Here is a 26,855-nt window from a genome sequence, read left to right as displayed (position 1 = left end):
CCCCTTTTACGCTTTGCCGGGTGGAGCTTTTGCGGGGTGGCGGGAACTCGAATATTTGTCGCCGAAATCGGCCCGGCGACACGAGACGCTTCGCGCCTCGACGCCGACACGATTGCGGCAACAACCGCGCCAGCGGCGAAGCGCCGCATTTAAACAACAATCACTTTTTCTGAAATGTCGCCCCAAAGGGGCGACCGGCGTGGTGGGGGCGGAATTTGCCTGGGACGAGCTTGTCGCGAAGCGACATGCACCGTCCCGACAAATTCCGCCCCCATCTTCCAGCGATCTGACCTCTCGCCAGTCAACCCATCCCCGCCCAGCCAAAGCACACCGGACGGGGGGTCCGGGGGGCCCGTGGCCTCCCGGCGGAGTGCAGAGGCGGAGCCTCTGCCGGGGGCTCGGGGGCAGAGCCCCCGCTTCATCCGCCCGGTTAGCCCGTGTAACTGGCGTAGTGCTTGTGGACGCGGTCGATAAGTTGCAGGTGGCGGTATTCGCCTTTGATCTGGCCGGCCTCGTAGATGCGGTAGGCTTCTTCCACGCATTTCCCGCAGGCGCCGATGGGCGCTTCGACGCCCAGGCACAGCGGGTTGCGGGTGGATTCGGTCTCGTATTTGACCACGCCCCGGCAATGGTCGCACAGCCGCACGGATTCGGTTTGGTATTCCGTTATGGCGTCCGTATCGTAATACAGCGTCTTGCGGCGCGAGAACCACCCGTTGACGGTTTCGCCTTTGGGGGGCTTGGGGTTGCGGGTCAGGGCGAGGATGTCGCGGCAGACTTCTTCGATATAGCCCGTGACCTTGGCCGGTTGGCGGATGGCTTCGGGGTCGAAGTTCGGTTCGCGCACGTGGGAGTAGTCGAGGCCGGCCATGGACAGCACGATGCCGAGGTTGACGTAGGGCAGCGCGCCCTGGATGGCGTAGCCGCCTTCAAGCACGGCGATGTCCGCGCCGAGGAGTTCGGTGAGCTTGGCATAGCCTTGAGCGGAGAAGGCCATGTCGGTGATGGGGTCGGAGAAGTGGTTGTCCTGGCCGGCGGAGTTGATGACCAGGTCGGGCTTGAAATCGGCCAAAAGAGGCAGGACCACTTCGCGCACGGCAAAGAGGAAGCCTTCGTCCGAGGTGCCGGGGGGAAGCGGGATGTTGACGGTTTTGCCGAGCGCCCCGGGGCCGCCCATTTCATAGGGGTAGCCGGTGCCGGGGTAGAGGGTGCGGCCGTCCTGGTGCAGGGAGATGAAGAGGGTATCCGGGTCGTTCCAGTAGACGTCCTGGGTGCCGTCGCCGTGGTGGCAGTCGGTATCCACAATGGCCACGCGCAGGGGGCCGTAATGTTCACGCAGCCATTCGACCATGACGGCTTCGATGTTGATGTTGCAAAAGCCGCGCGCGCCATGGACCACCTTCATGGCGTGGTGGCCGGGGGGGCGCACCAGAGCGAAGGCTTTTTTGGCCTCCTTGTCGAGAACGGTGCGGGCGGCGCGCATGGCACCGCCGGCGGAGATCATGTGCGAGTGGGTGGTCACGGAAGCGACGTCGGGAAAACAGAAGTGGGTGCGGGCGACATCGGCGGCCGTGGCCAGGTCGGGCTTGAGTTCGGTGATGCCGGGGATGTCGAAAACGCCTTCCTCGCGCAGCTGGTCCTGGGTGTAGAGCAGGCGTTCCTGGCGTTCGGGATGGGTGGGGGAGATAGCCCAGTCGAAGGCCGGGAAAAAGACGATGCCGAGCGTGTTTTTGGCCTTCAGCATGACTGGGACACCGCCTTTTTGTACGCGGCCAGCACGCCCGGCCGCACCTGGCAGGCCACCCGGATGTTGTGCCCGACCTGGGTTTGCCCTTCGACCATGGGGAAGGAGGACAACTCGACCGTCTCCACCGGCGTTTCGGTGAGATCCGCGCCGAGGCTCTCCAGGTATTCGCGCAGTTTCGAGGCGGCCTCGCCCTCGGCCGCGGCCGGGCTGTAGTTGTCGGCCACAGTGCGGGAAAGCCCAAGCGAGGGGATGGTCAAGCGTCCGGCGGCGGTATCGGCGAAAAGCTCCACGGAAAAAGTCGGCCGGGCCAGGGCCGCGCCGATGGCGTTGGCCACGGCGAAGCTCTCGGGCACCACCACTTCCTCGGAAAAGGCGTCCTGGAGCAGGCCGGACAGGGCCAGGGCCGGGCCGCCCATGACGTAGACGCGGCTCGGGGCCACGCGCCGGCCTTCGAGCAGTTCGAAGATGGTGTAGACCGGGCGGTCATTTATCTCGCGCACAAAGGCCGCCACTTCGGAACGGATGTGGTTGACGGCGCTTATGATCGCGGCATCGGCCACCTCGTCGGGCTCCATGCCGATGGCTTCGCCGGCGGCGGCCAGCCCCCGGAAGGAGGCGCGGGGATCGCCCAGGGCGATGACGTTTTGGATGTTGAGCGCATCGACCAGAGTCGGAACCGGACCGCCCAGGGCCATGGGCGGCCCCAGTCGCCTTGGGCCGACGCGCACGGCCTCGCGGTCGACGGTGATGGCCGAGTCGCCGCCCACGCCGATGGACCGGGTACGAAGGGCCCGGACCAGGGTCGGCCGGCCGGCGATGGCGATGCCCTCGTTTTCGACCAGGGGCGCGCCGGCGGCGAAGACCGCGATGTCGGTGGTGGTGCCGCCGATGTCGAGGATCACCGAATCCTCGGCGATGTCGCACACGGCGATGATCCCCATGACCGAGGCGGCCGGGCCGGACAGGATGGACTGGACGGGCAGGGCGCGCGAGACGCCGAGCGGCATGGTGCCGCCGTCGGCCTTGAGCACGTTGATGATGTCCGGGGACAGGCCGAGTTCGGCGACGGACTGCTCCACAGCGTCGCAAAAGCGGTTGTAGAGACGCCACACGGCGCTGTTGCAATAGGCGGTGGCGATGCGCCGGCCAAAGCCCAGCCGACCGGAAAAGGAATGGCCCAGGGACACGAAATCGGACGCGCCGGCAAGCCGGTCGCGAAGCGCCAGTTCCTGTTCGGGGTGGCGGGTGGAAAACTTGGTCACCGCGGCGTGGACGGTCAGCCCGACGGCGCGGCAGGCGGCCACGGCGGCGTCGACGGCGGCCATGTCGAGGGGGGCGGTTTCCCGGCCCCGGTGGTCGATGGCCCCGGGCAGGACGTAATAATGCCCGCCCAGGCGGTAGGCCTCGGGATCGATGCCCGGGCCGCCGGAAACCAGCATGCCCACCGGATCGGCCGTGCCTTCGACAATGGCGTTGGTGGAAAGGGTGGTGGAGAGATTGAGCCGGGTGATGGTCCTCGGCCCGGACACGGCCACGATGCCGGACAGGGCCTCGTGCACGGAAGCCAGCAGGTCGTCGTGGTTTGTGCGCAGCTTGGCGCAGGCCACGATGCCTTCCGGCCCGATCAGGACCGCGTCCGTATGGGTGCCGCCGACGTCGATGCCGCAAAGCATGGCAAGCAAGTAGCATCAAGGCCGGCCGGCGTCGAGATGGGCGACGGCGGGGAGGCCGGAAAAAAGGCGGGCCACACGCGAAGGCCGAGGCAACGGGGCAGCGGCGGGCGCGGCGTTTTCGGCCCGGGCGGACATGGCGCGGCCGATCGAAAAAGCGACGATCATGCCCGTCGCCACATTACGGAATGACGTTGCAGGTGTTTTTCGGCTTGTCGAGTGTGACGGCGTTCTGCGTTTCGCCGATGATTTGTATGGAATTATTCAGAATCCTCAATGTCAGCGTATCATTGGCAAGGCCGGAAGAGCACCATCTGTTGTCCTTTGGGCTTTTATAGTAGCCCCTGGTCTGGATGCTCTGTTTTTCCTTTTCACCGCGCTCCCGGTAAAAATCATAGGAAAACGTCACCCGCTTCACGGTCGGATCGTCAGTGTTCACGATGCGCACATCATCGTGCAGCCTGCTTCTTCTTTTTTGCCAGCGGTCAAAATACGCCGCCATGTCTTTATACAGGCTGCTCTTGCTCTTGTTTGGCGTACCAAAGAAGTCGACTCGGGGCGCATAGGCGCCCATGACGTCCGCGACGCTCCCATGGTTGTAGTTGCTCAGATAGTTCGTCAAAAATCGCATGATGCGGGCATTGACGTCGAAATCGCCGCGCAATCGGGTCTGGGCCGGTTGCGTCGTGGGCGGCGGCGTGAGGGCGGCGTACTGCCGCCCTGGCGCGGCAACCGTGACTTCCGGTTTTTTGGCTTCCCGCACGGCCGGAGGCGTTGCGGGCGCGGCCACAGCGGCTTCCCGGACAGGCGCGGGAGCTTTCGCCGCAATGGGGATGGAGGCTGTGGGCGTCGCGGCGGCCTGTGTCCCGACATTTGGCGTCGGTACCGTGGCCTCGCTCGTGGTCAGGGTCGCGACATTGAAATGGAGCGTGAGAACAGGAATAGTCACAATGGCCACGGTGGCCATTGTCGCGGCGGCAAGGAGAACTTTGCTCTTTCGCGTCCACTTCTTGTTGTATTTATGGAGCAACTTATCATCGTACGGCTGATTTTTTATCCTCTGCAACGTATGATAAACATGCTCCGCTATCTTTCGAAGCTCATCCCTTGGATTTTTAAATGCATCCGCAAATTGACAATGCTTTAAAAGGACTTCCCAATTTTCGGAGATCGAAATATCCTCAATGCGAATCGGGATAATAGTTTTATCCTTTTCCAATGCTATCGTCACTTCATTACGGACATAAGTCGATTTATTCGACTCGGACGAGTAAAGGAGAACCATTACTTCGCAATACTTCAAAGCGGAAGAAATCTCGTCCGCCCACGCTAAGCCGCCTCCTATATTGCGCTTGTCTATCCAGAAAGGGACTCGAAGCTCCTCAAAGCACTCAATAAGAATACTCGCGATATCAGTATTTTCCCGGCAATAACTGATAAAAACCCCACCTTCCCTATGCTCTTCCATGGTCGTTCCTGCGTCGGGCTTTTGCCCGCAGGGCGGGCCGCCCCGTTTTATTGCGACGCGATAGCATCTAAAGAGATAAAGGCGAGTAATAGCGTATATTTTTTTTGGATTTCATGGATACAGTAATAGGAGCAGTGAGGAAAGGCAAGCATTCGCCTGAAAAAATGCTGGCGGAATGCAGCCGTGGCGTCCGGGCCTGCTTGCGGGTCGATGCGGCGCGTACCGCAATGCACGCCCGCGACGCGGCGAACGGACGAGCCGAGCCGCATTGACGCCCTCCAGGCGGTGGAGCGATGCGATGGGCATCTTGCCGGGCAAGCGCGCCCCAAACAATACGCCGCAAAGCGCAAACCGTGGTTGTACCAGAAAATGGTCCAGGGAAAGGGCGCAGACCGGTCAGCTGCATACGCAATCCCGGAGCAGCCAATAATGTATGACTGGCAATGGAACACGACATGGCCATAACCACTCCGGTCGCAATGCTTTTCCAGCCTTTCACCCTGCAATGCGCGACGAACCGGCGGCAAGGGCATGGCGGCCCAAACGCGGCGACAACCATAACGCCATGACCACCCCGGGGCACACAACAGAAAGGAGGCCGGGGAGCTTCGGTAACATCTTTATCATATACTGATTCATGGACACAAAACCTGGTTCGTGGCATGGTGTAACCCCCGCCGTTGCGTTCCCGCGGCCATTTCCGCAACCCCGTCAGGAGGGAACGGTATGCGCCTGTCACTTCGCACCAAGTTCTTCACGCCTATTTTGGCCATCGTCGTCATCGGCATGGCGGTCCTGGTCGCGGTAAACGACCATACGACAAACTCCGCGCTGAAATACGTCGAGGGCCAGTCCATGACGCTCTTGTGCCAGTCCATGGCCAAGGACATCACCGGCACCGTGGCCTCCAACCTCAAGATCCTGGCCAGCTTCGCCAAGACGCCGCTTTTCATCAGCGCTGCCAAGGGCCAGGACGCCGCGGCGGCCAACGCCATGCTCGACACCATGGTCGCCGGCATGACCGGAGCCGACTACGCCAATATCTTCGACCCGCAAGGAACCTCGGTCGCCTCGACAAACGAAAAAAGCGTGGGCAAGATCAAGGTGCCGGACCGGGACTACTTCCGTATGGTGACGCAAGAGGACAAGGCCGACGTCGTGTCCAAGGCCATCGTCAGCCGCACCACCGGCAAGGCGGCCGTGGTCCTGGCCCAGCCCATCCGCGACGCCTCGGGCAAGCTCGTGGGCGTGCTCAATAGCGGCATGGACCTCGAGTCGCTGACCAACGACCTTGCCGCCACCAAGATCGGCCGGACCGGCTACGCCTTCATCCTCGACGGGCAGGGCATGGTCCTGGCCCATCCGGACAAGTCCCTGCTCATGAAGACCGACTTCGCCACGACCGAGGCGGGCAAGCGCATCCTGGCCACGACCCGGACCGCCGTGCTCGCCTATCACGACGCCGCCGGGGACCACCTGGTCGCCGTCACCAAGGAGCCCAAGACCGGCTGGCTGTTCGCGGTCGAAACCCCGCTGGCCGAATTTAGAGCCATCACCGGCGCGGCCACGCGCCAAAACATTCTCATCGCCCTGGGTGTCACCCTGGCCATCCTGGCCGCCATCATCATCCTTATGCGCGTGTTCGTCCTCAGCGGCCTGCGCCGGTGCGTGGATTTCGCCGCCGCCGTGGCCCGGGGCCAACACGATCACCAGTTGGACATCCACAGCCGCGACGAGCTGCAAGCCCTTGGCGACGCGCTGAGTTCCATGAATGAAAGCATCATGGCCAGCCTCGGCGAGGCCAAGGCCAAGGGCGAGGAGGCCATCGCCCAGGCAGCCCGCGCGGCCGAGGCCCTGGAAGAGGCCAGGAAGGCCACGACCGCGGCCGAAGAAGCCAAGACCCAGGGGCTGCTTATAGCCGCCAACCGACTCCAGGGCGTGATGCAGGCCCTGACCGAGGGTTCGTCCCAGCTGGCCGAGGAAGTCGCCACCGTGGTGTCCTCGGTGGGAGAGCAGGAGCGGCGCACGGCGGAAACCGCCACGGCCATGGAGCAGATGAACGCCACCGTGCTCGAGGTGGCCAAGAACGCGGGCGCGGCCGCGGCCAAGGCCGCCTCGGCCCGCAGCCAGGCCCTGGAAGGCCGCGACGTGGTGGAAAAGTCCTTGGAGGCCATAAGCCGCGTCGACGCCGTCTCCCGCGAGGTCAAAGCCGGCATGGACGCGCTGGGGGAAAAGGCGCAGGCCATCGGCGCCATCATGAACGTCATTTCCGACATCGCCGACCAGACCAACCTGCTGGCCCTCAACGCCGCCATCGAAGCGGCGAGAGCCGGCGAGGCCGGGCGGGGCTTCGCGGTCGTCGCCGACGAGGTGCGAAAGCTCGCCGAGAAGACCATGGTCGCCACCAAGGAAGTGGGGGCATCCATCGGCGCCATCCAGACCGGGGCGCGGGACAGCATGCAAAAGGTCGACGAGGCCACAGCGGCCGTGGCCAACGCCACGGAGCTGGCCGGGGAATCCGAGGCGGCGCTGCGCGCCATCGTCGATCTGGTCGACGAGACCTCGGAGCAAGTGCAGGGCATCGCCACGGCGGCCGAGGAACAATCGGCGGCCAGCGAGCAGATCAGCCGGGCCGAGGAGGACGTCAGCCGCCTGTCCGGGGATATCGCCCGGGGCATGCGGGAATCCTCGAGCGTGGTGGAGAACATGACCAGGCAGGTCGACGCCCTGGAGGAAATGGTGTCCGCGTTCAGGGATAATTGCGTCGGTTCGGACTGCTAACGCGCGCGCCGGGCCTCGCGACGAAGCGTTTCGACGACGCTCCGTCGCGAGGCTGTCGTCAAAAGCATTCCTTTTTGGAATATGACGGCCACAAATATTCCTTAGGAAACATCTTGCGGCTCAATCCAGATCCTTGGCCGTCCAAATGCAGCGGCCGATGATCTCGAAATCGTCGGCATCGGACACCAGAAGCACATTGGGGTCGTTGTCCGAAGCGATGGCCAGATGCCCCTCGCGCTCCACCAGTCGCTTGATGTACATCTGCCCGTTGTAGCGCAGGTAATAGACCTTGTTTTTCACGAACTGCCGGCGGCCTTCGTCGATGAGCACCACGCTGCCGTCGGTGATGGTGGGGTCCATGCTGTCGCCGAAGGCCCGGATGACGGTCATGTATTCCGGGTTGCCCTTGGAGCGTATCCATTCGGTGCGAAAGCTCAGGTAGGTGAGCGTCCGGTCGCCCGTTTCGGTGGAGCCGCCGCCCATGGAGCCCGTTGCCTCGCGCAGGGGCACCTCGGTATAATAGACTTGGTGCATCTCCCTGGCCCGGATGTCGCGCAGCATGGATTTGAGCGCGGCATTGTCCGCGCCGGTCGAAGCGGGCCGGCCCGTCGCCTCGCCGCCGTACTGGGGCTCGCGGACATGGTAGCGCCGCGAGCCTTCCCCCTCGGGCAAGTAGGCCTGATTTTCCAAACGCTCCCGGCCAAGGGCCAGCATCTCCTCGTAGGACAGCTCGAAAAAGGCGGCAAACCGGCGGCGCAGCCCATGCTTTGGCATCTGCTTGCCCGACAGTATCTTGCTGACATACCCCTGGCTGACGCCGACAAAGGCCGCCAGACCCGCCTGGTTGGCGTTCTCCATGGCCGCCAGATCGACCAGCGCCTTCCAGAAGCACTGTTCTTCTCCAGAACGCGGCGAACCGGATTCGGAGAGGGCGGCAGGGGGCATAACGCGCATCATCCTTGTTTTTTGCCTTAGCCCGGGGGGGAATGTCCATTCCTTTTTTGGAATATTATTCTTGACAAATATTCCAGTTAGGAATACTCGTAGATTCCGTCAGCACAAGCCCGGCCATGCCACCTTGTCACGGAGACGGTTTTGATGCGCGAATTCGAACTGGAAGCAAAGCTCGCGGAAAGCCTGGGCCAAGCCGCGGCCCGGGCCGCCCTGGACGCCCTCATCGCCGAATGGGGGGGGTGCCGGCTGGATATCCCCAACGGCACGAGTTCGCGCAAGAGACGCCGCGACAACGAAATCCGGCGCATGTACCAGGCCGGGGCCGACCTCTTCGCCCTGCGCGACCAGTTCGGCCTGTCCGACCGGCATCTGCGCCGCATTGTGGCGCGCGTTCATTGAGAAGAGGAAGACCGGGGGGAACCCTTTCTGCAGAAAGGGTTCCCCCCGGACCCCCTTCCCAAAGACTCTCAACGGGCACAGAGCCTTACCGTAACCACAACTGTAACCGTTAAAAAGTTTTTGGGAGGGGAGAGCGCGAGAGGGGGACCCTTTTTTCAAAAAGGGTCCCCCTCTCGCATATCGCTTCCTCATTTCCCTTATTCCTTCCGCAAGGCCCGCTCCATGGCCGCCACCAGCTCCTGGGGTTCGAAGGGCTTGGTGACGTATTCGTCCATGCCGGCCTCCAGGCCGCGTTCCCGGTCCGAATCCATGGCGTAGGCGGTCAGGGCAACCACCGGGATGGACGCGGACAGCCCCGGCACCTGGCCGGAACGGATCATGCGCGTGGCGTCGAGGCCGTTTAGCCGTGGCATCTGGATGTCCATGAGCACCAGATCGAAGGGCGCGCGGCCGAGCAGGGCCAGGGCCTCCCGGCCGTCGACCGCGGTTTCCACCTGATGGCCGAGCTTTGTCAGGGCGCGCACGGTAAAAATCCGGTTGACCGGCTCATCCTCGGCCAAAAGGATGCGCAGCCCGGCTCCGGCCGGGATTTTGGGCACAACGGATTTTTTCCCCGCGTCCCGCTTCCGGCCGGCTTCGGGCAGGCCGCACTCCAGGGTCAGGTAAAAAGTGCTGCCCTGGCCGGGCTCGGATTCCACGGTGATGTCGCCGCCCATCATGCCGGCCAGCCGGCGGGCCACGGTCAGGCCCAGCCCCGCGCCGCTGTACTTCTTGGTCAGATAGTCCTCGCCGATGCCGAAGGGCTCGAAAATGGCGCTCTGGCGCGATGGCTCGATGCCCACGCCCGTATCGGAGACGGCGATATGCAGCCGGATGCGTTCCGGCGCGACGTCGGGCGGCGGTTCGTTGCCCGGATTCTCCCAAAGCCCGATGCGCACGCTCACGGTGCCTTTTTTGGTGTATTTGAAGGCGTTGTCGATCAAATTGATGCAGATTTGCTTGATGCGGTTGGGGTCGCCGATGAGCCGGGCAGGCAACAACGGATCGAAATGATAGCCAAAGGAGAAGGGCCGCAGCATGCTTTGGGTAGAGAAATTGCGCAGCAGGGGAAGCAATTCCGCCTGCGGGTCGAATTCGCGCATGACGAGCATCAACCGGCCGGCCTCGACGTTGGACAGGTCGAGCAAATCGCCGACGATGTGCATGAGAATGGAGGCGGATTGTCGGATGATGCCCAGATATTCCTGGGTTTCGTCGTCCGCCACGCCGTCGAGCATGAGCTGGGTCAGCCCCATGATGCCGTTTAACGGCGTGCGCAGCTCGTGGCTTATGTTGGCCAGAAACTGGGTCTTGGCCACGCTCGCCGCTTCGGCCGCCTGCTTGGACGCGCGCAGCTCCGCTTCCAGCCGCCTTTGTGCGGACACATCGTCAAAGGCCCAGACAACGCCTTCCTCCGGCGCTTCGGGGGACAGGCTCTTGCCGTGGGAGCGCACGACGATCGTGGCGCCGTCGGCCCGGCGCATCCGGTACTCGCCGCTGTGCATGCCAGATTCCCGCAGATCCTTGGTCGAGGCGCGGTAAAAATCCGCATACGTTTCAGGCGTGGCGAACAGGAATGACGCGTCCGTACCGACAAGATCGCTGGGCGGGTGGCCGAACACTTCGGCCCCGCGGGCGTTTACCTTCTCGATACGATGATTTCGGGACAAAATCATGCCCACCAGCGCATTGTCGAAGACGATTTCCATCTCCCGAAGCGCCTTGGCCAGGCTGATGCGGGCCTCGATCTCGCCGGTGAGCACCAGGCAATGCGCCTCCATCCCGCCCTGCGCTCGCGGCGCCGCCCGGGTGCGCACGGTCAATGAGGAGCCGTCGGCCCGGCGCAAGAACTCCTCCTGGCACATGGGCACGACGCCCGAACTCAGGGCGGTGAGCAACGCCTGGCGTTGCCCGGGATCGTGATAAAGCGCCTCCCCGGCCTTACGCCCCACCAGGGCTTCCGCGCTCTCATAGCCGAGCTGGCGCAGGGCGCCCGGCGAAACCCAGGTCAGGCGATCCGCCGCGTCGGTGCGATAGGAAAGAACCGTCTGGCCATGGACGAAATCCTGGAAGGCGCAAAGCGCCGTGGAAAACGCCCGAAGCGCAGCGGGTTGTGCCGTCTTGCCACCAACGGCATCCGTATCGCCCTGTCGCGGCCCGACCATGGCATTCCTCGCGGGAGAACCGGCATGGAAATTTTTCGATTCCTGCCACTATACGCGGGCATATGCCTCCCCGCAACCACATCTTGGACAAAAAAGGACTGCCCAGCGTTGCGCGCCGCCGCGCGGCGCGCAACGCCCCGTCACGACTGCGCAAGGCCAGTGAGGGGGAAATAATGAAATCGTCAGCGTGAGGCCCGGCGGCGGCAGAACTGGTCGCACAGGTCGGCGGCGCGATCGAGGACGGGGCCGCAGCCGTTGGTCAGGTTGTCCACGTAGAGCGCGTTTTGGGTTTGTCGGCACAACGACAGGCAACCGGTGAGGTCCGGCGGGGGCGAGGTCAACTCCGTGCGATAACGCACGCAAATGGGATCGGACAGGCAGGCCCCCGGCGTGGGCAGGGTCGAGCAGAACTCGTAGAATTCCTTGACCGACATAGGCGGCGCGCCCCTGCCGTCGCCCGCTGGCCTCACGCCCGCGCCGCAGCCGGCCAAAAGGGCCGCGCCCGTCAAAAGGATGGCCAGGGACAAGACCAGGGAAAGGCGGCGCGGGAAGTACGGCCGGGGGTGCATGGCAGGCTCCTCGGAGACGGTTTCATTTCCTGTGCCCGACGCCATCGTACTTGTAAAGGATTGTTCCACCTGAATCTTGGCCAAAAAATAACGCTTATTTTGTTTCTGACATAGACTGTCTGGTCGCTGTCCGCCTTCCATGATCCCTTTGGAGCCATGGGAGGTGCGCCATGCACACGACGAATACGACCTTGCCGGTATTTCCCGCCTCGATCGGCGGCGCGACCCTTTCGCACTATGCCAGCGTGACCGAGGACGGTACGCTGTGCTTCGTCAGCGACAAGGTCTACCGCGCCTGCCCGGACTGCGGCACGGTGTTTGTCGCATCCGCCTACCGCGCGGCTTTCGACGGCCCGCCGGCCTGCCCGTTTTGCGGCGAACCCCAGTCCCGGCCCATGCCGCCGAGGCGGTTGTCATGAGCTCCATGCAGCGCCTGGCCTCGCGAAAGCTCCTGGCCGCCGTCTTCGCCATCGCGGCCGTGGCCGCCAACCGCAAATGGGGCCTTGGCCTCACGCCGGACGAAATCCAGTCCATAACCGATATCGCCCTGGCCGCCATCGGTTCCCAGGCCGGCATCGACCTGGCCGAGCGCGCGCTGCCGCTTTTCACCCGGTCCGTGCCGGCAACCGACGCGGCGACCGGCAACGCCAAGGAGGCAACCGACGGCCATGGCTCTTGAAAACGTGTTCCTGCCGGCCTGGATCTCGTTTCTGACCGGGCTGGCTCTTTTTTTCACCCGCCGCTGGATCGCCGATGTGGCCCGCAGCCTCGACAGCCTCGACGAAAGGCTTCGCGAGCTGGAAAAAAGCCAGGCCGACTGCCGCCTGGAAATGGCCCTGGGCCATCCCACCCGGGCCGAAATGGACCGGGCCGTCGAACGGCTCGACAACCACGCCACCCGCCTGACCATCCTGGAAGAACGCGATCTCGCGGCCTGACGTCCCCAACCCGCCATGGAGGTCTTTCCCATGCCGCACGCCCCCATCCGCGCCGTCAGCCTCGACGGCCTGCTCGCCCTCAACCCCCACCTCACCCTGGCCGACATCCTGGCCCTGTGGCGCTGGACCGGCCCGTCCGAGCGCCTGCATTAGGGGAGGAGGGAGGACGGAGGGCGGGAATGCATGCGAGAGGGGAACCCTTTTTGAAAAAAGGGTTCCCCTCTCGCGCTCTCCCCTCCCAAAAACTTTCACTTTTTTGGTGTGGTTGACGGAGATTATCCTTTTCCCTTCCACCAACCCTGTTGCCAGGCGGAATCATACAGGCTGCGGGGAAGCAGGGGGAACCGAACGCTGGAATCCGCCCAAATATGGGGCGGGCGGCCAGGGGCGGGGAGGAGGTGTGGCGGACGCGAAGGCGTATTCTTCAAATATGCGCCGCGCGTGTCCGCCACACCCCCTCCCCGCCAACCGACATGCCTGCTTGTTTGCTCCTTTTTTGGACCAGGCCCCACAGACACTGCCATCAAACGCCCACACGAGGAGAGCCGTCATGAGCAAATCCGGGCGGGAAACCCGCCTGACGGACCGGCAACGCCGCTTCGTCGAGGAATATCTGGTCGACCTGCGCCCGGCGGCGGCGGCGCTGCGGGCCGGTTACAACGCGAAATACGCCGTCGCGGCCGGCAACCGGGTCAAAAACCTGCCCCACGTCCGCGCCGCCATCGAGGAGGCCATGGGAGAGCGCAGCAAACGCCTCGGCATCACCCAGGACCGGGTGGTGTTGGAACTGGCCCGCATCGCCTTTGCCGATATCAGGGAATTCGTGGACTGGGACGCGGGCGGCGTCACGCTTCGGGCCTCGCGGGAGCTTACGCCCGATCAGACCGCCTGCGTGGCCGAGATCGTGGAAAATGCCGGCAAAGCGGGCAAGGGGTTGCGCATCAAGCTCCACGGCAAGACCCAGGCCCTGGCCGCCCTGGCCCGGCATCTGGGCGGACGCGAAGCCGCCGAAGAAGCCTCCGGCGCGCGCCCCGTCACCGTGGTCACCTGCGTGCCGCCGCCCGATCCCCTGCCCGAAACGTCGTCGGAAGCCGCCAGGGGTGACGGGGGGAACTCTTGCGCATCATAGCCGGTAAAAAGACGCGGTGCGCGCCCCGGTAAGAGCCGGGGCAGGGGAAGGCGCGGGAGAGGCTCCCCCCTTTTTCACAGGTGCTTCCCGCCCGCATCCGCCTTGGGCGATGCCGCCTCCCGCGCTTGCGCGCGGCAATACGCCCGCAACGCCTCGAAATCCGTCGCGTCCACGGTTGCCCCGTCGCCGCCTGCGGCCTGGAGCAGCCGGGCGGCCATCAGGCAGTCGGCCACCGGGTCGGGGGCGGTCTGCCGGGAAGCCTCCGCCGCCTTGAGCACCCTGGCATAGGCGCCAAGCCCCGCTCCCCGCCGGCCGGCCGATGCCGCCGCCCCGACGCAGACGGCAATCGCCAGCACCAGGGCCAATACCAGCGGACGTTTGGGCCAAACCTTAGCCATGACCGATACCTCCAGGTCGTAGACCTGTTGTTCACTCTGGCGCTTGCCCAAACCGTGCCAGAAAAAATCCCTTTTATTCCAAAGTGTTTTTCCTTTCCCTGAAACTCGTGGAGCGCTGCATTGCGACATTTTGACGATATACCGGCAAATCCCGCGCGCCATGGCGATCGCATCGTCATCGATTACAAGCCCCAGCCGCGCCAGGCCGCACTGCACGCCTGCCCAGCCAACGAAATCCTTTTCGGGGGCGCGGCCGGCCCCGGCAAAAGCCATGCCCTGCGCTTCGAGGCCCTGCTTTCCTGCCTGCGGGTGCCGGGGCTTCGGGCCTTTCTCTTTCGCCGCACCCAGCCCGAATTGGAGCGCAACCATGTTCTGCCGGCCCTGTCCCAGTTCCCCAAGGCCAGCGGCGCCTTTCGCGCCTCCAAGAGCCGCTTCGAATTCATCAACGGCTCGATCCTGTCCTTTTGCAGCTGCCACCGGGAAGCGGACGTCTTCGCCTACCAGGGTGCGGAGATCCATCTGCTGCTCATCGACGAGCTGACCCATTTTACCGAATTCATGTACGATTATTTGCGGGGCCGGCTGCGCTGCACCCTCGAAGCGCCTCCCGAAATGCGCCACAAGATTCCGGGCATCGTCTGCGCCTCCAACCCCGGCGGCGTGGGGCATGCTTTCGTCAAGGCCCGGTTCGTGGACTTTGCCCCGCCCATGACGCCACGGCGCGCCCCGGATGCGGAAGGGGGCATGCTGCGCTGCCACATTCCGGGAAGGCTTGCCGACAACGCCATCCTGCTCGCCCGGGACCCGGGCTATGCCAAACGCCTCGACGCCCTGCCCGAACCGTACCGCACGGCCTACCGCGACGGCGACTGGGACGTGTTCATGGGCCAGGCCTTCGCCTTTTCCAGGCGGCTGCATGTGGTCAAACCCAGGCCCGTGCCGGAGACGGCCCCGCTTTTCATGACTTTCGACTGGGGCTACGGCGCGCCCTTTTCCGTGGGCTGGTGGTGGGTGGACGGGGAAGGGAGGCTTTTGCGCTTCGCCGAGTGGTACGGCACCAACGGCTCGCCCAATCAGGGCCTGCGCCTGACCGATTCGCGCATCGCCGACGGCATCCGCGAGCGCGAAACCCGCCACGGCATCGCCGGCCGGGCCATAACGAGGCTGGCCGGGCCGGACTGTTTCGCCAAAAAACCCGATTATCGCGGCGGCGGCCAGGGCCCGAGCACGGCCGAAGTCTTTGCCGCGGCGGGCGTGTTCCTGGCCCCGGGCGATCCCTCGCGCACGGCCAAGATCCGCCAGTTCCACGAGCGGCTGCGCCCCCGCGACCACGGCCCGCCCATGCTCCAGGTCTACGACGTGTGCGAGCACTTCATCCGCACCATCCCGCTTCTGGTCACGGACCGGCGCAATGTGGAGGACATCGACACCACCGGCGAGGACCACATCTACGACGAAGCCTGCCATGTGTGCATGGCCCGGCCCCTGGCCCCGGGGGGCGGGGAAACCGAAACACGGCCGGCGGCCCGGATCATAGACGCCGTGACCGCCGTCCAGGACGGACAGGAGATGCCATGACGGAACACGACTTCCTTATCGCCGTGCTGGTCCAGACTTTTGTGTGCCTGCTTTTTTTGCTTGTCGGCTGGCGGCTTGGCCGCGAAAGCGCCGGCCTGGCCATGTTCGAGCGGCCGTTTTTGTCCCGACCCGCCGAGCCCCTGCCCGAGGACCCCGATCCTTGGGCCGAAGCCGCCTTGGGCATGGGCGGTTCCGGCCATGACGTGGATAGTTTCTTGTCAAAGTGCCTCGAAATTCCTGCCGAAACTCCCCGCACAAACAACCATCATGAAGATTTTATTTGATTTATTCTTTTCAGCCGGGCCACCTTTCCCTGTATGGAAAAAATACAGGATACCGCTTCCGTTCCGTCCCGATTGTGCGCGTTTTATCCAGGTCCGCAGTCCTCTTTCGCATGCCAATATCATAACATACTTATTTTACTAACTTAATAAACATGGCACGGTCCCTGCTCTATCGCTTGCAAACACCGCGGAACCAAACCGGCAGCAAGCCGGCCAAGCGGCACAACCTTTCGCACGCAACATTATACGGAGGTTTATGACATGAACGGCAAGAAATTCGGCATCATCCTGACCGCGCTGGCCACCCTGGCCCTTTCCGCTTCCCTGGCCATGGCCCGCCCCGGCGGCCCCGCCGGCGTCAGAGGCGGCGGTTACGGCCCTGCGGACTGTCCGGGTTACGGCGGCGGCTTCATGACCCAGCTGACTCCGGAAAAGCAGGCCGCCTTCCAGAAGCTGCATGACGACTACGCGGCCAAGACCGCCCAGCTGCGCGCCGACCTCGGCGTCAAGCGGGCCGAACTCAACGCCCTGGCCGTGGCCCAGAACCCCGACCAGGCCAAGATCGACGCCCTGACCAAGGAAATCGGCGACATGCAGGGCAAGCTTTTGGCCGCCCGCACGACCTTCCGCATCCAGGTCAACAAGGAAATCGGCCCCATGGGTTGGGGCGGACGCGGCATGGGTGGCTTCCACCATCGCGGCGCAGGCTACGGCCCCTGCGGCGGCGGCTTCTAAAACGAGCGTATGACAAGGGGGTCGGTATCCAACCGGCCCCCTGACGCGACAACAAAGTATGCAGGCGACACTATGTGGGGTTGTTTCAATTCATTCCCGTTTTCTTCTTTCGGAGGCGGTTTCCCCTTTTTCGGGCTGATCGTGCTGGTGGTGATCGTGATCGCGGCCATCTGGGTCATCCGGACCCTGATTCCCGATTCGCACCCCCGACAAAACGCCCGGGCCGACCGCGACGACGCGCTGCGCATCCTGCGCGTCCGACTGGCCGAGGGCAGCATCTCCGAGGAAGAGTTCGAACGCCTCAAGCGTGCCGTCGAATCCTAACCTCCCATGCGTCATCAACGCGGCCGGTCCCGCCAGCCGCGTTGTTTCGATAAAGCGCAGACATCATCCCTCCGTCTCCGCGCAGCCCGAAGCGGCTTCCCGCCGCTTCGGGCTTTTTTGATGCGGTGACATTTTCCCGCGACATTGCTAGACACCGGCCCACGTGGCGAAACGCCGCAAGGAGAACCTCATGAGCGAAGAGAAAAAGCAAACAACGGCCACTGTCAGCCGTACCGCCGCCATCCTCGGCGGCTGCCTGGCCCTTTTGGTTGGTTTTTACCTGGGATTCACCGCTCACGGCATGATGGGGCGGCAATCGGGCGCGCCCGGCGTGGCCCAGGCTCCTGCCCCGGCCCAGCCCGCCGTGGATACGGCCATGGTCGACCGCATCAAGGCCATCGAAAAACAGACCCAGCTCGAACCGGCCAATACCGCCGCCTGGACCCAACTCGGCAACCTCTATTTCGACTCCCACCAGCCCGAAAAGGCCATCGCCGCCTACGAAAAATCCCTGACCCTCGACCCGCGCCAGCCCGACGTGCTGACCGACCAGGGCGTCATGTACCGGGATAGCGGCCAGTTCGACAAAGCCCTGGCCAGCTTCGACAAGGCCATCGCCATCAACCCGGCCCACGTGATCGCGTACTACAACAAGAGCGTCGTTCTGGAACACGACAAGCACGACAAGGCCGGCGCGATCGCCGCCCTGAAGATCCTGGCCGCCAAGAATCCCAATGCCACCCTGCCGAGCGGCCAAACCGTGATGCAGGCGCTGCAGGAACTTTCCGACAAATAACCCCCTTTCCGCAGACACGCTGCGAGGTGTCCAGTTATGCGCGCAACACGCCTCTTGGCCCTTCTGCTCTTCTTGAGCGCCATGCAGCTGACCGGCCCTTGGCATGCCGCTGCCGCCGGGGACGCGTCCTTAACGCGCCAAATCGCCTCCCTTGAGCAGCGCGCCCATGGCCATCTCGGCGTCGCCCTTCTCAATGCCTCGGGCGCTCTTGCCTTCACCTACCGCGGCCAGGAACGCTTTCCCTTTTGCAGCACCTTCAAGTTTCTGGTCGCGGCGGCGGTGCTCCAAAAAAGCCTGGCCGACCCGGCGCTGCTCGATACGCGCATCCGCTACGGGGAAGGGGACCTGCTGTCCTATGCGCCGGTGACGCGCAAAAACGTTGCGCGGGGCATGACCGTGGCCGAACTGTGCGCGGCGGCCTTGCAGGTCAGCGACAATACGGCCGCCAATCTGCTCATCCGACAACTCGGCGGCACCCGGGCGGTCAACGCCTTTGCGCGTAGTCTCGGCGACACGGCCTTCCGTCTCGACCACCTCGAACCCGACCTCAACGCCGCCATTCCCGGCGATCCGCACGATACGTCCACGCCCGAGGCCATGGCCCGCTCCATGCGCGAAATCGCCCTGGGCAAGGTCCTTGGGCCCGCGCAACGGGACCGCTTCGTGGCCTGGATCAAAGGCAACACCACGGGCGACACCAGCATCAGAGCCGGCGTGCCGCCCGGCTGGACCGTCGGCGACAAGACCGGAGGCGGCGCTTACGGCACGAGCAACGACGTGGCCGTCATCTGGCCGCCCCACGGCAAGCCGATTGTCCTCGCCATCTACTTCACCCAACAGCAAAAGGACGCGCCAGCCCGTCGGGACGTCCTGGCCGACGCCGCGCGACTGGTCGTAAAGCATTTTTTGGGGGAGTGAGGAATGTGCGAGAGGGGGACCCTTTTTTCAAAAAGGGTCCCCCTCTCGCGCTCTCCCCTCCTAAAAACTTTTAACGGTGGCAGTCTGTTATCGTTAAAAGTCTTTGGAAAGGGGGCCCGGGGGGATAACCTTTCTCCAGAAAGGTTTCCCCCCGGGTTCATTCTTTCTATCCCTTCTTCGGATCTTTATAGATCGCGCCCTGGGCGGCGGATTTGACCTGTGCGGCGTAGCGGCGAAGCAGGGGCGAGGTGATTTCCTTTTGCGGCCGTTTCCAGGCGGCGCGGCGTTTATCCAGCTCGGCCGCGTCGACCTTGAGTTCGAGCTTGCGGCCCGGGATATCGATTTCCACGGTGTCGCCCTCGTGGACCAGGGCGATGGGGCCGCCGTCGGCCGCCTCGGGCGAAACGTGGCCGATGGCCGCGCCGCGCGTGCCGCCGCTGAAGCGGCCGTCGGTAATGAGCGCCACGGACGCGCCGAGGCCCATGCCCATGATGTTGGAAGTGGGGGAGAGCATCTCGCGCATGCCGGGGCCGCCTTGCGGGCCTTCGTAACGGATGACCACCACGTCGCCGGCCTTGATCTTGCCGCCGAGGATGGCTTCGTTGGCCGTCTCCTCGCTGTCGAAGACCCGGGCCGGGCCGGTGTGGCGCATCATTTCCGGAGCCACGGCCGACTGTTTGACCACGGCGCCGTCCGGGGCCAGGGAGCCGCGCAGGATGGCGATGCCGCCCTCGTTGGCGTAGGGGGCGTCGGCTCGGATGACGTCCGGATTTTTGACCCGCGCCTTGAGGTCGTCCAGGTTCTCGCCAAGGGTCTTGCCGGTGGCGGTCATGACGTCGAGGTTGAGCAGCCCCTTGGCGGCCAGGGCGCTCATGACGGCCGGAATGCCGCCCGCGGTCTCGAGGTCGCTCAGGTAATGGTGGCCGGCCGGGGAGAGCTTGCAGAGATTCGGCGTCTTACGCGAAATCTTGTCGAAGATGTCGAGGGTCAGCGACAGGCCCGCCTCGGCGAAGACCGCCGGCAGGTGCAGCACGGTATTGGTGGAGCAGCCGAGCGCCATGTCCATGGTCACGGCGTTTTCGATGCTCTTCTCGGTCACGATGTCGCGCGGCCGGATGTTTTTGGCCAAAAGGTCCATGACGCGCATGCCGGCGGTCTTGGCCAGCCGCACCCGCTTGGCGGTCACGGCCGGGATGGTGCCGTTGCCGGGAAGCCCGAGGCCCACCGACTCCGACAGGCAGTTCATGGAATTGGCCGTGAACATACCCGAGCAGGAGCCGCAGCCCGGGCAGGCGTTTTGTTCCAGCTCGTCGAGCTTTTCCGCGTCGATGGCCCCGCGCTTGAATTTGCCCACGGCCTCGAACACGTCGATGAGGTCGCAGGAGCCGTCCGGCGTGGAACCGGCCATCATGGGGCCGCCGCTGACGATGATCGACGGGATGTTGAGGCGCAGCATGGCCATGAGCATGCCCGGCACGACCTTGTCGCAGTTGGGGATCATGACCAGGGCGTCGAAGGGATGGGCCATGGCCATGATTTCGATGGAATCGGCAATGATCTCGCGGCTGACCAGGGAAAAGTGCATGCCGTCGTGGTTCATGGCCAGCCCATCGCACACGCCGATGACCGGAAAAGCCATGGGCGTGCCGCCGGCGTGGCGCACCCCGGCCTTGACCGCCTCGGCAATGGTGTTCAGGTGGATATGGCCGGGTACGACCTCGTTGGCCGAATTGACGATGCCGATAAGCGGACGCTCCATCTCTTCCCGGGTGAGCCCCAGGGCGTAGAGCAGGGAACGGTGGGGAGCCTTTTCCAATCCTGATTTGAATTGCGAGCTGCGCATGGCGGTATCCTTGATCCTTGGACTGTGTTGGCCGACCGGAAGCGACCGGCGGCGGGAGTTTCCCACAGGACGGGACGGGCTGGCAAGGGCGCGGCTTGCAGGAAATGCGCACTTCACGCACCATAGGGCGCATCGGAGGGAGCGTGCGCATCCTGAACCTGCACCATACCGCCTTTGTCCCTGTCTTTCGCGCCATGGGCCACGAGGTGCTCTCGCTCGGCACCACGGCCGAGTGCGACGTGCGGCTCACCGAGGCGCTTTCCCGAAACAGGCTTGGGGAACTGCTCGCCGCCCGCTTTCCCGATCCCGACTGCGTGTTCTGGTTCGATTCCTGCGAAGTGCCCTGGGTTTTCGGTTTGGAGACTTTGCCCACGCTTACCATCGGCTATTCCGTGGACCAGTACATGCACCCCTGGCATGTGCCGTACAGCGCGGCGTTTGACGCCTTTTTCGTGGCGCAAAAGGATTTTCTGCCGCTTTTTACCGACTGCCCGACGGACCGCCCCGCCTTCTGGTCGCCGCTTTTCTGCAATCCCCGGCGCGACAGGGATGCGCAGCAGGTGCGCGATATCCCTGTTTCCTTTGTCGGCACCCTGGATGGCCGGGTCAATACCACCCGACGCGCCTTTCTCGACGCTTTTCGCCAGCGCGCGCCGCTTTTCGCCACTTCCGGCAGCTATGTGCCGGTCTTTCAACGCAGCCGCATCGTGCTGAACCAGAGCGCCGCCGGGGAGCTCAATTTTAGGATTTTCGAGGCCATGGCCTGCGGCGCCACCGTTTTGACCGAGGACACCGGAAACGGCCTGCATGACCTTTTTACGCCCGGGGAGAACATCCTGACCTACAAGCGCGGCGACCCGGCCGATGCCGCCCGCGTGGCGCTTGCCGCTCTGGCCGATCCGCACTGCGACGACTTCGCCGCCGCCGGCAAGCGTTCGGTGCTCGCCCATCACACCATCACCCAACGGGCCAAGACCATCCTCGACACGGCCAAAAGCCTGATCGCTTCCCGCGCCCCGGCCAAACGTCTGGCCCAACTCCCCACGACAAACAACGAGGTGCGCAAGGCCTACGCCATGCTGGCCGTGGACGAGCACCTGCCGCTCCCTGACGCCCAGCGGCGTTTCTTTCTGAGTATGGCAAACTGTGCCGGGGGGAAACCTTTCTGAAGAAAGGTTCTCCCCCCGGGCCCCCTTTCCAAAGACTTTTAGCGGTTACAGAGTGTTATCGCTACAACATCTGTAACCGTAAAAAGTTTTTCGGAGGGGAGAGCGCGAGAGGGGGACCCTTTTTTCAAAAAGGGTCCCCCTCTCGCAATTTCTTTTCCTCTTCTCTTTTCTCATCTCTTCTCATACGGGCGTGCGTAGGGGTCGGAGGTTTTGTCGCCCGTGCGGAGGGACTTTTTCCAACCCATCTCGGCGATGCGCAGATAGAGCCGGCCGGGCATGGGGCAGGGCACCTGGATATTGGGGCTGGACAGATCGTTTTGGGTTGCCTCGTCGACGAGGAGCGCCGCTTTTTCCTCCAGGGCCTGCCGGGCGCGACGTCCCATGAAACCGAGCTTTTCCAGTTCCCGGCCCGTATAGAATCCGCCTCCGCCGACGGACACCCCGCCCAGCCAAGCGAAACCCAGTTGCGACGCCGCCAGTCGGCATCCTTCCAGGGCGGCGTCGTTATTGCGCGCTTCGGGAAAGCCGCAGTTGGCGATGGCCACAAAGCCGGTTTGCCGGGTGGCGGCGGTTCCGGGGCCAAGCGCGGCCAGCTGGCTGAGGACAGCCGTCACATGGCCCGGCAGAAAATCGCCGTAGAGCGGAAAGGCAAGGGCAACGCCGTCCGCCTGCTCCACCAGCGTGACGAGCCGATCGAAAACCTCCGCCTTTTCGGCGGCTTCCAAGAGGCTCACGGTTTCCGTTCGCGCGCCCCGGTCGGACAGGCATTTCGCCAGATAACCGCCGAGCATGCCGGAAACGCTGCCGGCGCGTTTCGGCGAACCGTTGCAGATGACGATTGTGGGCCGCGTGGTGGGAGCGGGGCGTTGGCCAAAGGAAAAGGCCTGTTTGAGCTTCGCGCGCCAGGTTTCCGGGGTCGCATCCGCCTGGACAACGCATGACGCTTTGCGGGCAGAACCCAGATTGGCCGCATTGCGATCCAAAAGCCCTTGAAAAAGGCGCTCCTGCTCGACATCCCGGTGCGGCAACCAGCCAAGGCTGATGACGTCGGGATTGCGGCCGTAGCGCAGGGGATGTCGCGTACGGCCCTCGACCTTGCGGAAAAACGGCAGCAGGGTGGGGAGCACGCAACGCTCGAGGACCGTCTTCATCTGTCCGGACAATCCGCCAAAGACAATGGGCGAGGCGAAGACAACCGCATCGGACGCGATCAGCCGGCCGGCAAGCTCCCGGCACGGGTCGTCGATCAGGCACCGGCCGGGCGTCTTGATCCAACAGCCGAAGCAGCCCTTGCAGGGTGACACGCAAAGACGTTCCACATCGACCACATCCAGGACATAGCCGGCCTCTTGGGCCGTTTCCCGCAACAGGCCGCGAAACACGTCTTTTGCCGCGTCAGACTGCCCGAGCCCGTCAAAAAACAAACATTTTTTTGCCATACCGATTCCTCCCGGAGTGGATCTATGTTGGCAATGGCAACATCTGTGTAACTTCCCATGTGGACATCGTCAACATTTTTTGCTTCAATACCGGACAAGGAACACGACGACCCATCATGCATGACGACGCCTATCACCACGGCAATCTACGGAAGGCTTTGCTCGATGCCGGCGAACGGCTGCTGGAGCGGGACGGAGGAGGGGGCCTCAGCCTGCGGGACCTGGCCCGCACGGCCGGCGTGAGCCATGCCGCGCCATATCGGCACTTCGCCTCCAAGTCCGACCTGCTGGCCGCTTTGGCGACGCGCGGTTTCGACCGGCTGCATGACAAGCTGGACAATATCTCGGCCGATGCGAACCTGGACGCCCGGGGGCAATTCCTGGCGTCTTGCAAATGCTACATCGACCTCGGCGTCGCGTGGCCGGCCATGTACCGGCTCATGTTCGGCGACGCCGCGCGGCTGGACCACTCGAACCCGGAATTGCGGGAAGCGGGGAAGGGGGCCTTCGACTCGCTGGTCGCGTCCATCGTACGGGGCCAGGAAGCGGGTTTTTTCCGCCAGGGACCGCCCCATGTCCTGGCCGTGACCGTGTGGTCCCTGGTCCATGGGCTGACGGATTTGGCCATCGCGGGGCAATTGTCGATGGATTGCGACCTTGCCCCGGATGGCGAGGACGTCAGCGACGCGGCCTGCGCCTTGCTGCTCAGCGGTCTTGCGCTTCCCGACCGGCACCCCTGACTGTGACGCGTTCCACCACCCTGCGGTAATAGTCCGCGTCCCGCTCCAGGTTGACCGGCCGGCGACGGCGGGCATTGACCTTCATGATCAAGTAATTGAGCTTTTGCATCTGCCGGTAGCGTTCCTGCTCGTCGGTTGCGGCGGCAAGCAGCTCGGCGGCCGTGATGATCTCTTTTTCCTGGGTCAGCTCTTCGGGCACATAACCGGCGTTTTTGAGGATCTTGTAGGCCATGCGCAGGTCCTCGGGGATCATGGAATCGTCCTCGAAAACGATCTTCTTGCCCTTGCCCTCGAGGTTCTCGAAATCCCCATTGCGCATGGACGCGGCAATGCGCTCCTCGGCGATGATGCTCACGGCCTGCAAAAACATGGCGTCACCTCATCATTGCTGTCGCATGAATTTCTGGATGCGCGGCAGACCGCCGTCGAGCCAGGCCACGACCTTGGGCACGATCCGGCCCAGGGCATCGGAGGCCGCATTGGCCACGGCGTCGCCGCTGAAATTGTCCAGCGGCGCATAGGCGTTGAAGTCCCCGCTGGAAATACGCGTTCCCAGATTCCGGGACCACAGGTCAAGGTGGATCGACACCACGAACCGGCCGCCATCGGTTTCGTCCACGTTGAACGCGGTGAGCTGGCCGGTCAGGACCGCGTCATGGGTCACGCGCGGCTGGTAATCGACCGGGGTCAGGCTCGCGGACTGGCATTCGATGCCGTGGCGCAGGGCCTGTCCCACCAGGTCCTGGGGCGCGCCTTCCCAGTAGTACTGGAGGCTCGCGGTCAGCACATTGTCGTGGGCGGTCAGGACCGCGGTGCGATCCAGGTTCTCCAGGGCCTTGAGCGGCTTGATCCCGAGGGGCAGGCGCTGCTGGGCATTGGCGGAACCGGGGCAGGGGCCTTGGCCCAGATCCACCCGCAGGTATTGCTGGGGCGGCGGCGGCTTGCCGAAACATCCGGCAAGGCTCGCGGCCAGGATCAGGCTGAAAACAATCCAAACGGCGACATGGGAAAAACGCTTCATATCATCTGCCCGCTGGCGGCCGGATAAGCTCCCAGGGCCGCTCGCGCAGCCGGCCCATGAGGTCTTTGACTTCCCGACTCGTCCGGTTGAGGTTTTTGAGAATATCTTCCAGCTGTTCCTGGTCGTAATTGAAGCCCTGGCGCACGTCGGTGACCAGTCCGCCGATGCCGTCGGTTTTGCGCTGGATGTTTTGCAGCGTCTTGACCAGTTCCTTTTCCACGGAGGCCACGGCCTTGGCCATGCGCCTTAGCGACGCGTCCAACGTCTCGGCCGCCTTGCCGCCCTTAGCCGAGAGCCTGTCCCAATTGGTCCGGAAATCGTTGGCCGCCCGGCGCAAATCCTCCACCAGCTTGGGCGTGTTTTCCAGGGCCCGGCGCAGGGATTCGGTATTTTCCTTGCTGAAGAGCTTGTCGATGTTGTCGGCGATGTCGTTTATTTTCGGACGGATGTCATCGAGCAAATCACCGGCCTTGGCCGCCAGCTCCTGCAGGTCCATGGTGGGAAGGGAAGGAATCGTCCCTCCGGGCGCAAGACGCTCCCCGGGCGCGCCGCGCAAATCGAGCAGCACGTAGTAATCGCCCACCAATCCCTTTTGGGCGATGCGGGCCACGGTCCCGGTGTAAAGCGGAAATCCCTGCCTGATGTCGATTTCCACGGCGATGTAGTGCGGATCGGTCGGGTCGAGATCGATGGACGCCACCCGGCCGATGTCCAGGCCGGCGTATTTGACCGTGCGGCCGGGGCTCAGGTCCTTCACCGACGTGAACCGGATGAGGTAGTGGTCGTATTTGACCCAGAACCAGTTCCCGCCAAGGACCACCATAAACGCGCCCAGGATGCACAGACCGAGCAGCAACGTTCCGTAGGCCTTGAGGTAATCCGAACGACTCGCCTTGGCAGACAGCATCATTTCCCCCCGGTCGCGGCGGGCGGAGCCGCCATGGCATGCCGGCGCGACACGAGGTCGGCCCAGGGCTCTTCGAGTATCCGGCTTTCCCGGGACGGCATCCGTCGCAGGAACTGGATGATGAACGGATCGTCGCAGGACGCCAGATCGGCCAGGGACCCCTGGAACAGCATCCGGCCGTCGCCAAGCACCACCACATGGTCGGCAATGGCGTAAAGACTTTCCAGGTCGTGGGTCACGACCACGATGGTCATGTCGAAAGTGGCCTTGAGCTCGAGCACGAGCTGGTCCATATCGGCGGCCGTAATGGGGTCCAGACCCGACGTCGGTTCGTCGCACAAGAGCACGGCCGGATCGAGGGCCATGGCCCGGGCCAGTCCGGCCCGCTTGCGCATGCCGCCGGAAAGCTCGCTCGGGAAATACGCCATGAAATCGCCCAGACCCACCAGCCGCAGCTTGAGCCCGACCACTTCCTCGATGAGCGAATCGGAGAGTTCCGTGTGTTCTCGCAGGGGCAGGGCGATATTCTCGCCCAGGCGCAACGAGCCCAAGAGCGCCCCGTCTTGAAAGAGCACTCCCATGTGCCGGCGCATGACCAGCCGCTCACCGGCGTCCATTGCAGCCATGTCGCGGCCGCCGAGGACGATGCGCCCGGACTGGATGGGCACCAGCCCGATGATGTTGCGCAACAGTGTGGATTTGCCGCAGCCCGAGCCGCCGAGGATCACGCTGATTTTCCCGCCGGGGAGGGTGGTTTCCACCCCGGAGAGGACCACCCGCTCGCCGTATCCGACGCAGACGTCCTGCAAGCTGATATCCGGCGATTCCAGGCGACCCGCCACGC

The 26,855-nt window shown here is 64.0% G+C and carries 29 protein-coding genes; 15 read left to right on the top strand and 14 right to left on the bottom strand.

Annotated elements, in window-relative coordinates; all coding sequences use genetic code 11:
* Nucleotides 1-430: 430 nt before the first annotated feature.
* From DESFRDRAFT_RS07810 to DESFRDRAFT_RS22085, 4 genes are all read right to left on the bottom strand, one after another.
* Nucleotides 431-1,744 carry a histone deacetylase family protein gene (locus DESFRDRAFT_RS07810; RefSeq protein ID WP_005992782.1) on the bottom strand — a complete coding sequence of 438 codons (1,314 nt, stop codon included), beginning with the start codon at nucleotides 1,742-1,744 and terminating at the stop codon, nucleotides 431-433.
* Entirely contained in the window at nucleotides 1,738-3,420 is a 1,683-nt protein-coding gene (locus tag DESFRDRAFT_RS07805) for a hydantoinase/oxoprolinase family protein (protein ID WP_005992781.1), read from the bottom strand. Before DESFRDRAFT_RS07805 ends, DESFRDRAFT_RS07810 begins: the two co-directional genes overlap by 7 nt.
* A gap of 178 nt (nucleotides 3,421-3,598) precedes the next feature.
* On the bottom strand, nucleotides 3,599-4,885 hold the full coding sequence (locus DESFRDRAFT_RS07800; protein ID WP_005992779.1) for a toll/interleukin-1 receptor domain-containing protein: 1,287 nt from the start codon (nucleotides 4,883-4,885) through the stop codon (nucleotides 3,599-3,601).
* Nucleotides 4,886-4,932: 47 nt separating this feature from the next.
* Nucleotides 4,933-5,154: a hypothetical protein gene (locus tag DESFRDRAFT_RS22085; RefSeq protein WP_005992777.1), complete on the bottom strand. Its 222-nt coding sequence runs from the start codon at nucleotides 5,152-5,154 to the stop codon at nucleotides 4,933-4,935.
* Nucleotides 5,155-5,611: 457 nt separating this feature from the next.
* Here DESFRDRAFT_RS22085 and DESFRDRAFT_RS07795 point away from each other — a divergent pair, with 457 nt between their 5' ends.
* On the top strand, nucleotides 5,612-7,666 hold the full coding sequence (locus DESFRDRAFT_RS07795) for a methyl-accepting chemotaxis protein (protein ID WP_005992775.1): 2,055 nt from the start codon (nucleotides 5,612-5,614) through the stop codon (nucleotides 7,664-7,666).
* A 120-nt stretch (nucleotides 7,667-7,786) separates the two neighbouring features.
* On the opposite strand, the gene DESFRDRAFT_RS07790 is transcribed toward DESFRDRAFT_RS07795, so the two are convergent.
* Nucleotides 7,787-8,611, bottom strand: coding sequence for an XRE family transcriptional regulator (locus DESFRDRAFT_RS07790; protein WP_005992773.1), 825 nt, complete (start codon nucleotides 8,609-8,611; stop codon nucleotides 7,787-7,789).
* A gap of 153 nt (nucleotides 8,612-8,764) precedes the next feature.
* On the opposite strand from DESFRDRAFT_RS07790, the gene DESFRDRAFT_RS07785 reads away from it, so the two are divergent.
* Nucleotides 8,765-9,019, top strand: a complete 255-nt coding sequence (locus DESFRDRAFT_RS07785; RefSeq protein ID WP_005992772.1) for a Mor transcription activator family protein — start codon at nucleotides 8,765-8,767, stop codon at nucleotides 9,017-9,019.
* A gap of 197 nt (nucleotides 9,020-9,216) precedes the next feature.
* Here the strand turns inward: DESFRDRAFT_RS07785 and DESFRDRAFT_RS07780 are convergent, their stop codons facing one another.
* Together DESFRDRAFT_RS07780 and DESFRDRAFT_RS07775 are read right to left on the bottom strand one after the other, a co-directional pair.
* Nucleotides 9,217-11,223, bottom strand: coding sequence for a PAS domain-containing hybrid sensor histidine kinase/response regulator (locus DESFRDRAFT_RS07780; protein ID WP_005992770.1), 2,007 nt, complete (start codon nucleotides 11,221-11,223; stop codon nucleotides 9,217-9,219).
* A gap of 182 nt (nucleotides 11,224-11,405) precedes the next feature.
* The gene (locus DESFRDRAFT_RS07775) at nucleotides 11,406-11,792 is read right to left on the bottom strand and encodes a hypothetical protein (RefSeq protein ID WP_005992768.1); all 387 of its coding nucleotides are present in this window, start codon (nucleotides 11,790-11,792) and stop codon (nucleotides 11,406-11,408) included.
* A 170-nt stretch (nucleotides 11,793-11,962) separates the two neighbouring features.
* On the opposite strand from DESFRDRAFT_RS07775, the gene DESFRDRAFT_RS07770 reads away from it, so the two are divergent.
* The 5 genes from DESFRDRAFT_RS07770 to DESFRDRAFT_RS07755 all read left to right on the top strand — a co-directional run bounded on the left by DESFRDRAFT_RS07770 (nucleotide 11,963) and on the right by DESFRDRAFT_RS07755 (nucleotide 13,859).
* Complete coding sequence (locus DESFRDRAFT_RS07770) at nucleotides 11,963-12,211, top strand: hypothetical protein (protein WP_005992766.1); 249 nt, start codon at nucleotides 11,963-11,965, stop codon at nucleotides 12,209-12,211.
* On the top strand, nucleotides 12,208-12,471 hold the full coding sequence (locus DESFRDRAFT_RS07765; protein WP_005992765.1) for a hypothetical protein: 264 nt from the start codon (nucleotides 12,208-12,210) through the stop codon (nucleotides 12,469-12,471). The genes DESFRDRAFT_RS07770 and DESFRDRAFT_RS07765 overlap by 4 nt, the downstream gene beginning before the upstream one ends.
* A complete protein-coding gene (locus DESFRDRAFT_RS07760; RefSeq protein WP_005992763.1) occupies nucleotides 12,461-12,730 on the top strand; it encodes a hypothetical protein in 270 nt (89 codons plus the stop codon). The genes DESFRDRAFT_RS07765 and DESFRDRAFT_RS07760 overlap by 11 nt, the downstream gene beginning before the upstream one ends.
* A 30-nt stretch (nucleotides 12,731-12,760) precedes the next feature.
* Nucleotides 12,761-12,883, top strand: a complete 123-nt coding sequence (locus DESFRDRAFT_RS23095) for a hypothetical protein (protein WP_005992762.1) — start codon at nucleotides 12,761-12,763, stop codon at nucleotides 12,881-12,883.
* 397 nt (nucleotides 12,884-13,280) lie between these two features.
* A complete protein-coding gene (locus DESFRDRAFT_RS07755) occupies nucleotides 13,281-13,859 on the top strand; it encodes a terminase small subunit (RefSeq protein ID WP_005992761.1) in 579 nt (192 codons plus the stop codon).
* A gap of 74 nt (nucleotides 13,860-13,933) precedes the next feature.
* On the opposite strand, the gene DESFRDRAFT_RS07750 is transcribed toward DESFRDRAFT_RS07755, so the two are convergent.
* Nucleotides 13,934-14,257 carry a hypothetical protein gene (locus DESFRDRAFT_RS07750; protein ID WP_005992760.1) on the bottom strand — a complete coding sequence of 108 codons (324 nt, stop codon included), beginning with the start codon at nucleotides 14,255-14,257 and terminating at the stop codon, nucleotides 13,934-13,936.
* 120 nt (nucleotides 14,258-14,377) lie between these two features.
* On the opposite strand from DESFRDRAFT_RS07750, the gene DESFRDRAFT_RS07745 reads away from it, so the two are divergent.
* The 6 genes from DESFRDRAFT_RS07745 (at nucleotide 14,378) to bla (ending at nucleotide 18,892) form a co-directional block, all read left to right on the top strand.
* The gene (locus tag DESFRDRAFT_RS07745) at nucleotides 14,378-15,835 is read left to right on the top strand and encodes a phage terminase large subunit (protein ID WP_005992759.1); all 1,458 of its coding nucleotides are present in this window, start codon (nucleotides 14,378-14,380) and stop codon (nucleotides 15,833-15,835) included.
* A complete protein-coding gene (locus DESFRDRAFT_RS20715; protein ID WP_005992758.1) occupies nucleotides 15,832-16,119 on the top strand; it encodes a hypothetical protein in 288 nt (95 codons plus the stop codon). Before DESFRDRAFT_RS07745 ends, DESFRDRAFT_RS20715 begins: the two co-directional genes overlap by 4 nt.
* Before the next feature lie 261 nt (nucleotides 16,120-16,380).
* A complete protein-coding gene (locus tag DESFRDRAFT_RS07735; protein ID WP_005992757.1) occupies nucleotides 16,381-16,854 on the top strand; it encodes a periplasmic heavy metal sensor in 474 nt (157 codons plus the stop codon).
* A gap of 72 nt (nucleotides 16,855-16,926) precedes the next feature.
* Nucleotides 16,927-17,178: an SHOCT domain-containing protein gene (locus DESFRDRAFT_RS07730; RefSeq protein ID WP_005992756.1), complete on the top strand. Its 252-nt coding sequence runs from the start codon at nucleotides 16,927-16,929 to the stop codon at nucleotides 17,176-17,178.
* 190 nt (nucleotides 17,179-17,368) lie between these two features.
* Nucleotides 17,369-17,974 (top strand): tetratricopeptide repeat protein, encoded by a 606-nt coding sequence (locus DESFRDRAFT_RS07725; RefSeq protein WP_005992755.1) that lies wholly within the window; start codon nucleotides 17,369-17,371, stop codon nucleotides 17,972-17,974.
* A gap of 81 nt (nucleotides 17,975-18,055) precedes the next feature.
* A complete protein-coding gene (bla, locus tag DESFRDRAFT_RS07720; RefSeq protein WP_407918614.1) occupies nucleotides 18,056-18,892 on the top strand; it encodes a class A beta-lactamase in 837 nt (278 codons plus the stop codon).
* Nucleotides 18,893-19,058: 166 nt separating this feature from the next.
* On the opposite strand, the gene ilvD is transcribed toward bla, so the two are convergent.
* A complete protein-coding gene (gene ilvD / locus DESFRDRAFT_RS07715; protein ID WP_005992753.1) occupies nucleotides 19,059-20,735 on the bottom strand; it encodes a dihydroxy-acid dehydratase in 1,677 nt (558 codons plus the stop codon).
* A gap of 143 nt (nucleotides 20,736-20,878) precedes the next feature.
* On the opposite strand from ilvD, the gene DESFRDRAFT_RS07710 reads away from it, so the two are divergent.
* Nucleotides 20,879-21,904, top strand: coding sequence for a glycosyltransferase family protein (locus tag DESFRDRAFT_RS07710; RefSeq protein WP_005992752.1), 1,026 nt, complete (start codon nucleotides 20,879-20,881; stop codon nucleotides 21,902-21,904).
* 170 nt (nucleotides 21,905-22,074) lie between these two features.
* On the opposite strand, the gene DESFRDRAFT_RS07705 is transcribed toward DESFRDRAFT_RS07710, so the two are convergent.
* On the bottom strand, nucleotides 22,075-23,343 hold the full coding sequence (locus DESFRDRAFT_RS07705) for a flavodoxin family protein (RefSeq protein WP_005992751.1): 1,269 nt from the start codon (nucleotides 23,341-23,343) through the stop codon (nucleotides 22,075-22,077).
* Nucleotides 23,344-23,459: 116 nt separating this feature from the next.
* On the opposite strand from DESFRDRAFT_RS07705, the gene DESFRDRAFT_RS07700 reads away from it, so the two are divergent.
* On the top strand, nucleotides 23,460-24,083 hold the full coding sequence (locus DESFRDRAFT_RS07700) for a TetR/AcrR family transcriptional regulator (RefSeq protein WP_005992750.1): 624 nt from the start codon (nucleotides 23,460-23,462) through the stop codon (nucleotides 24,081-24,083).
* On the opposite strand, the gene DESFRDRAFT_RS07695 is transcribed toward DESFRDRAFT_RS07700, so the two are convergent.
* The 4 genes from DESFRDRAFT_RS07695 to DESFRDRAFT_RS07680 are packed head-to-tail and all read right to left on the bottom strand — an operon-like array spanning nucleotide 24,049 to nucleotide 26,853.
* On the bottom strand, nucleotides 24,049-24,453 hold the full coding sequence (locus DESFRDRAFT_RS07695; protein WP_005992749.1) for a DnaJ family domain-containing protein: 405 nt from the start codon (nucleotides 24,451-24,453) through the stop codon (nucleotides 24,049-24,051). The genes DESFRDRAFT_RS07700 and DESFRDRAFT_RS07695 overlap by 35 nt on opposite strands.
* Nucleotides 24,454-24,465: 12 nt before the next feature.
* Nucleotides 24,466-25,104 (bottom strand): ABC-type transport auxiliary lipoprotein family protein, encoded by a 639-nt coding sequence (locus DESFRDRAFT_RS07690; RefSeq protein WP_005992747.1) that lies wholly within the window; start codon nucleotides 25,102-25,104, stop codon nucleotides 24,466-24,468.
* A 1-nt stretch (nucleotide 25,105) separates the two neighbouring features.
* Complete coding sequence (locus DESFRDRAFT_RS07685; protein ID WP_233489581.1) at nucleotides 25,106-26,011, bottom strand: MlaD family protein; 906 nt, start codon at nucleotides 26,009-26,011, stop codon at nucleotides 25,106-25,108.
* On the bottom strand, nucleotides 26,011-26,853 hold the full coding sequence (locus tag DESFRDRAFT_RS07680; RefSeq protein WP_005992743.1) for an ABC transporter ATP-binding protein: 843 nt from the start codon (nucleotides 26,851-26,853) through the stop codon (nucleotides 26,011-26,013). The genes DESFRDRAFT_RS07685 and DESFRDRAFT_RS07680 overlap by 1 nt, the downstream gene beginning before the upstream one ends.
* Nucleotides 26,854-26,855: the final 2 nt, after the last annotated feature.

This window comes from Solidesulfovibrio fructosivorans JJ] (genome assembly GCF_000179555.1).
Taxonomy (GTDB): Bacteria; Desulfobacterota; Desulfovibrionia; order Desulfovibrionales; family Desulfovibrionaceae; genus Solidesulfovibrio; species Solidesulfovibrio fructosivorans.
This window is presented reverse-complemented; position numbering and strand designations above follow the sequence as displayed.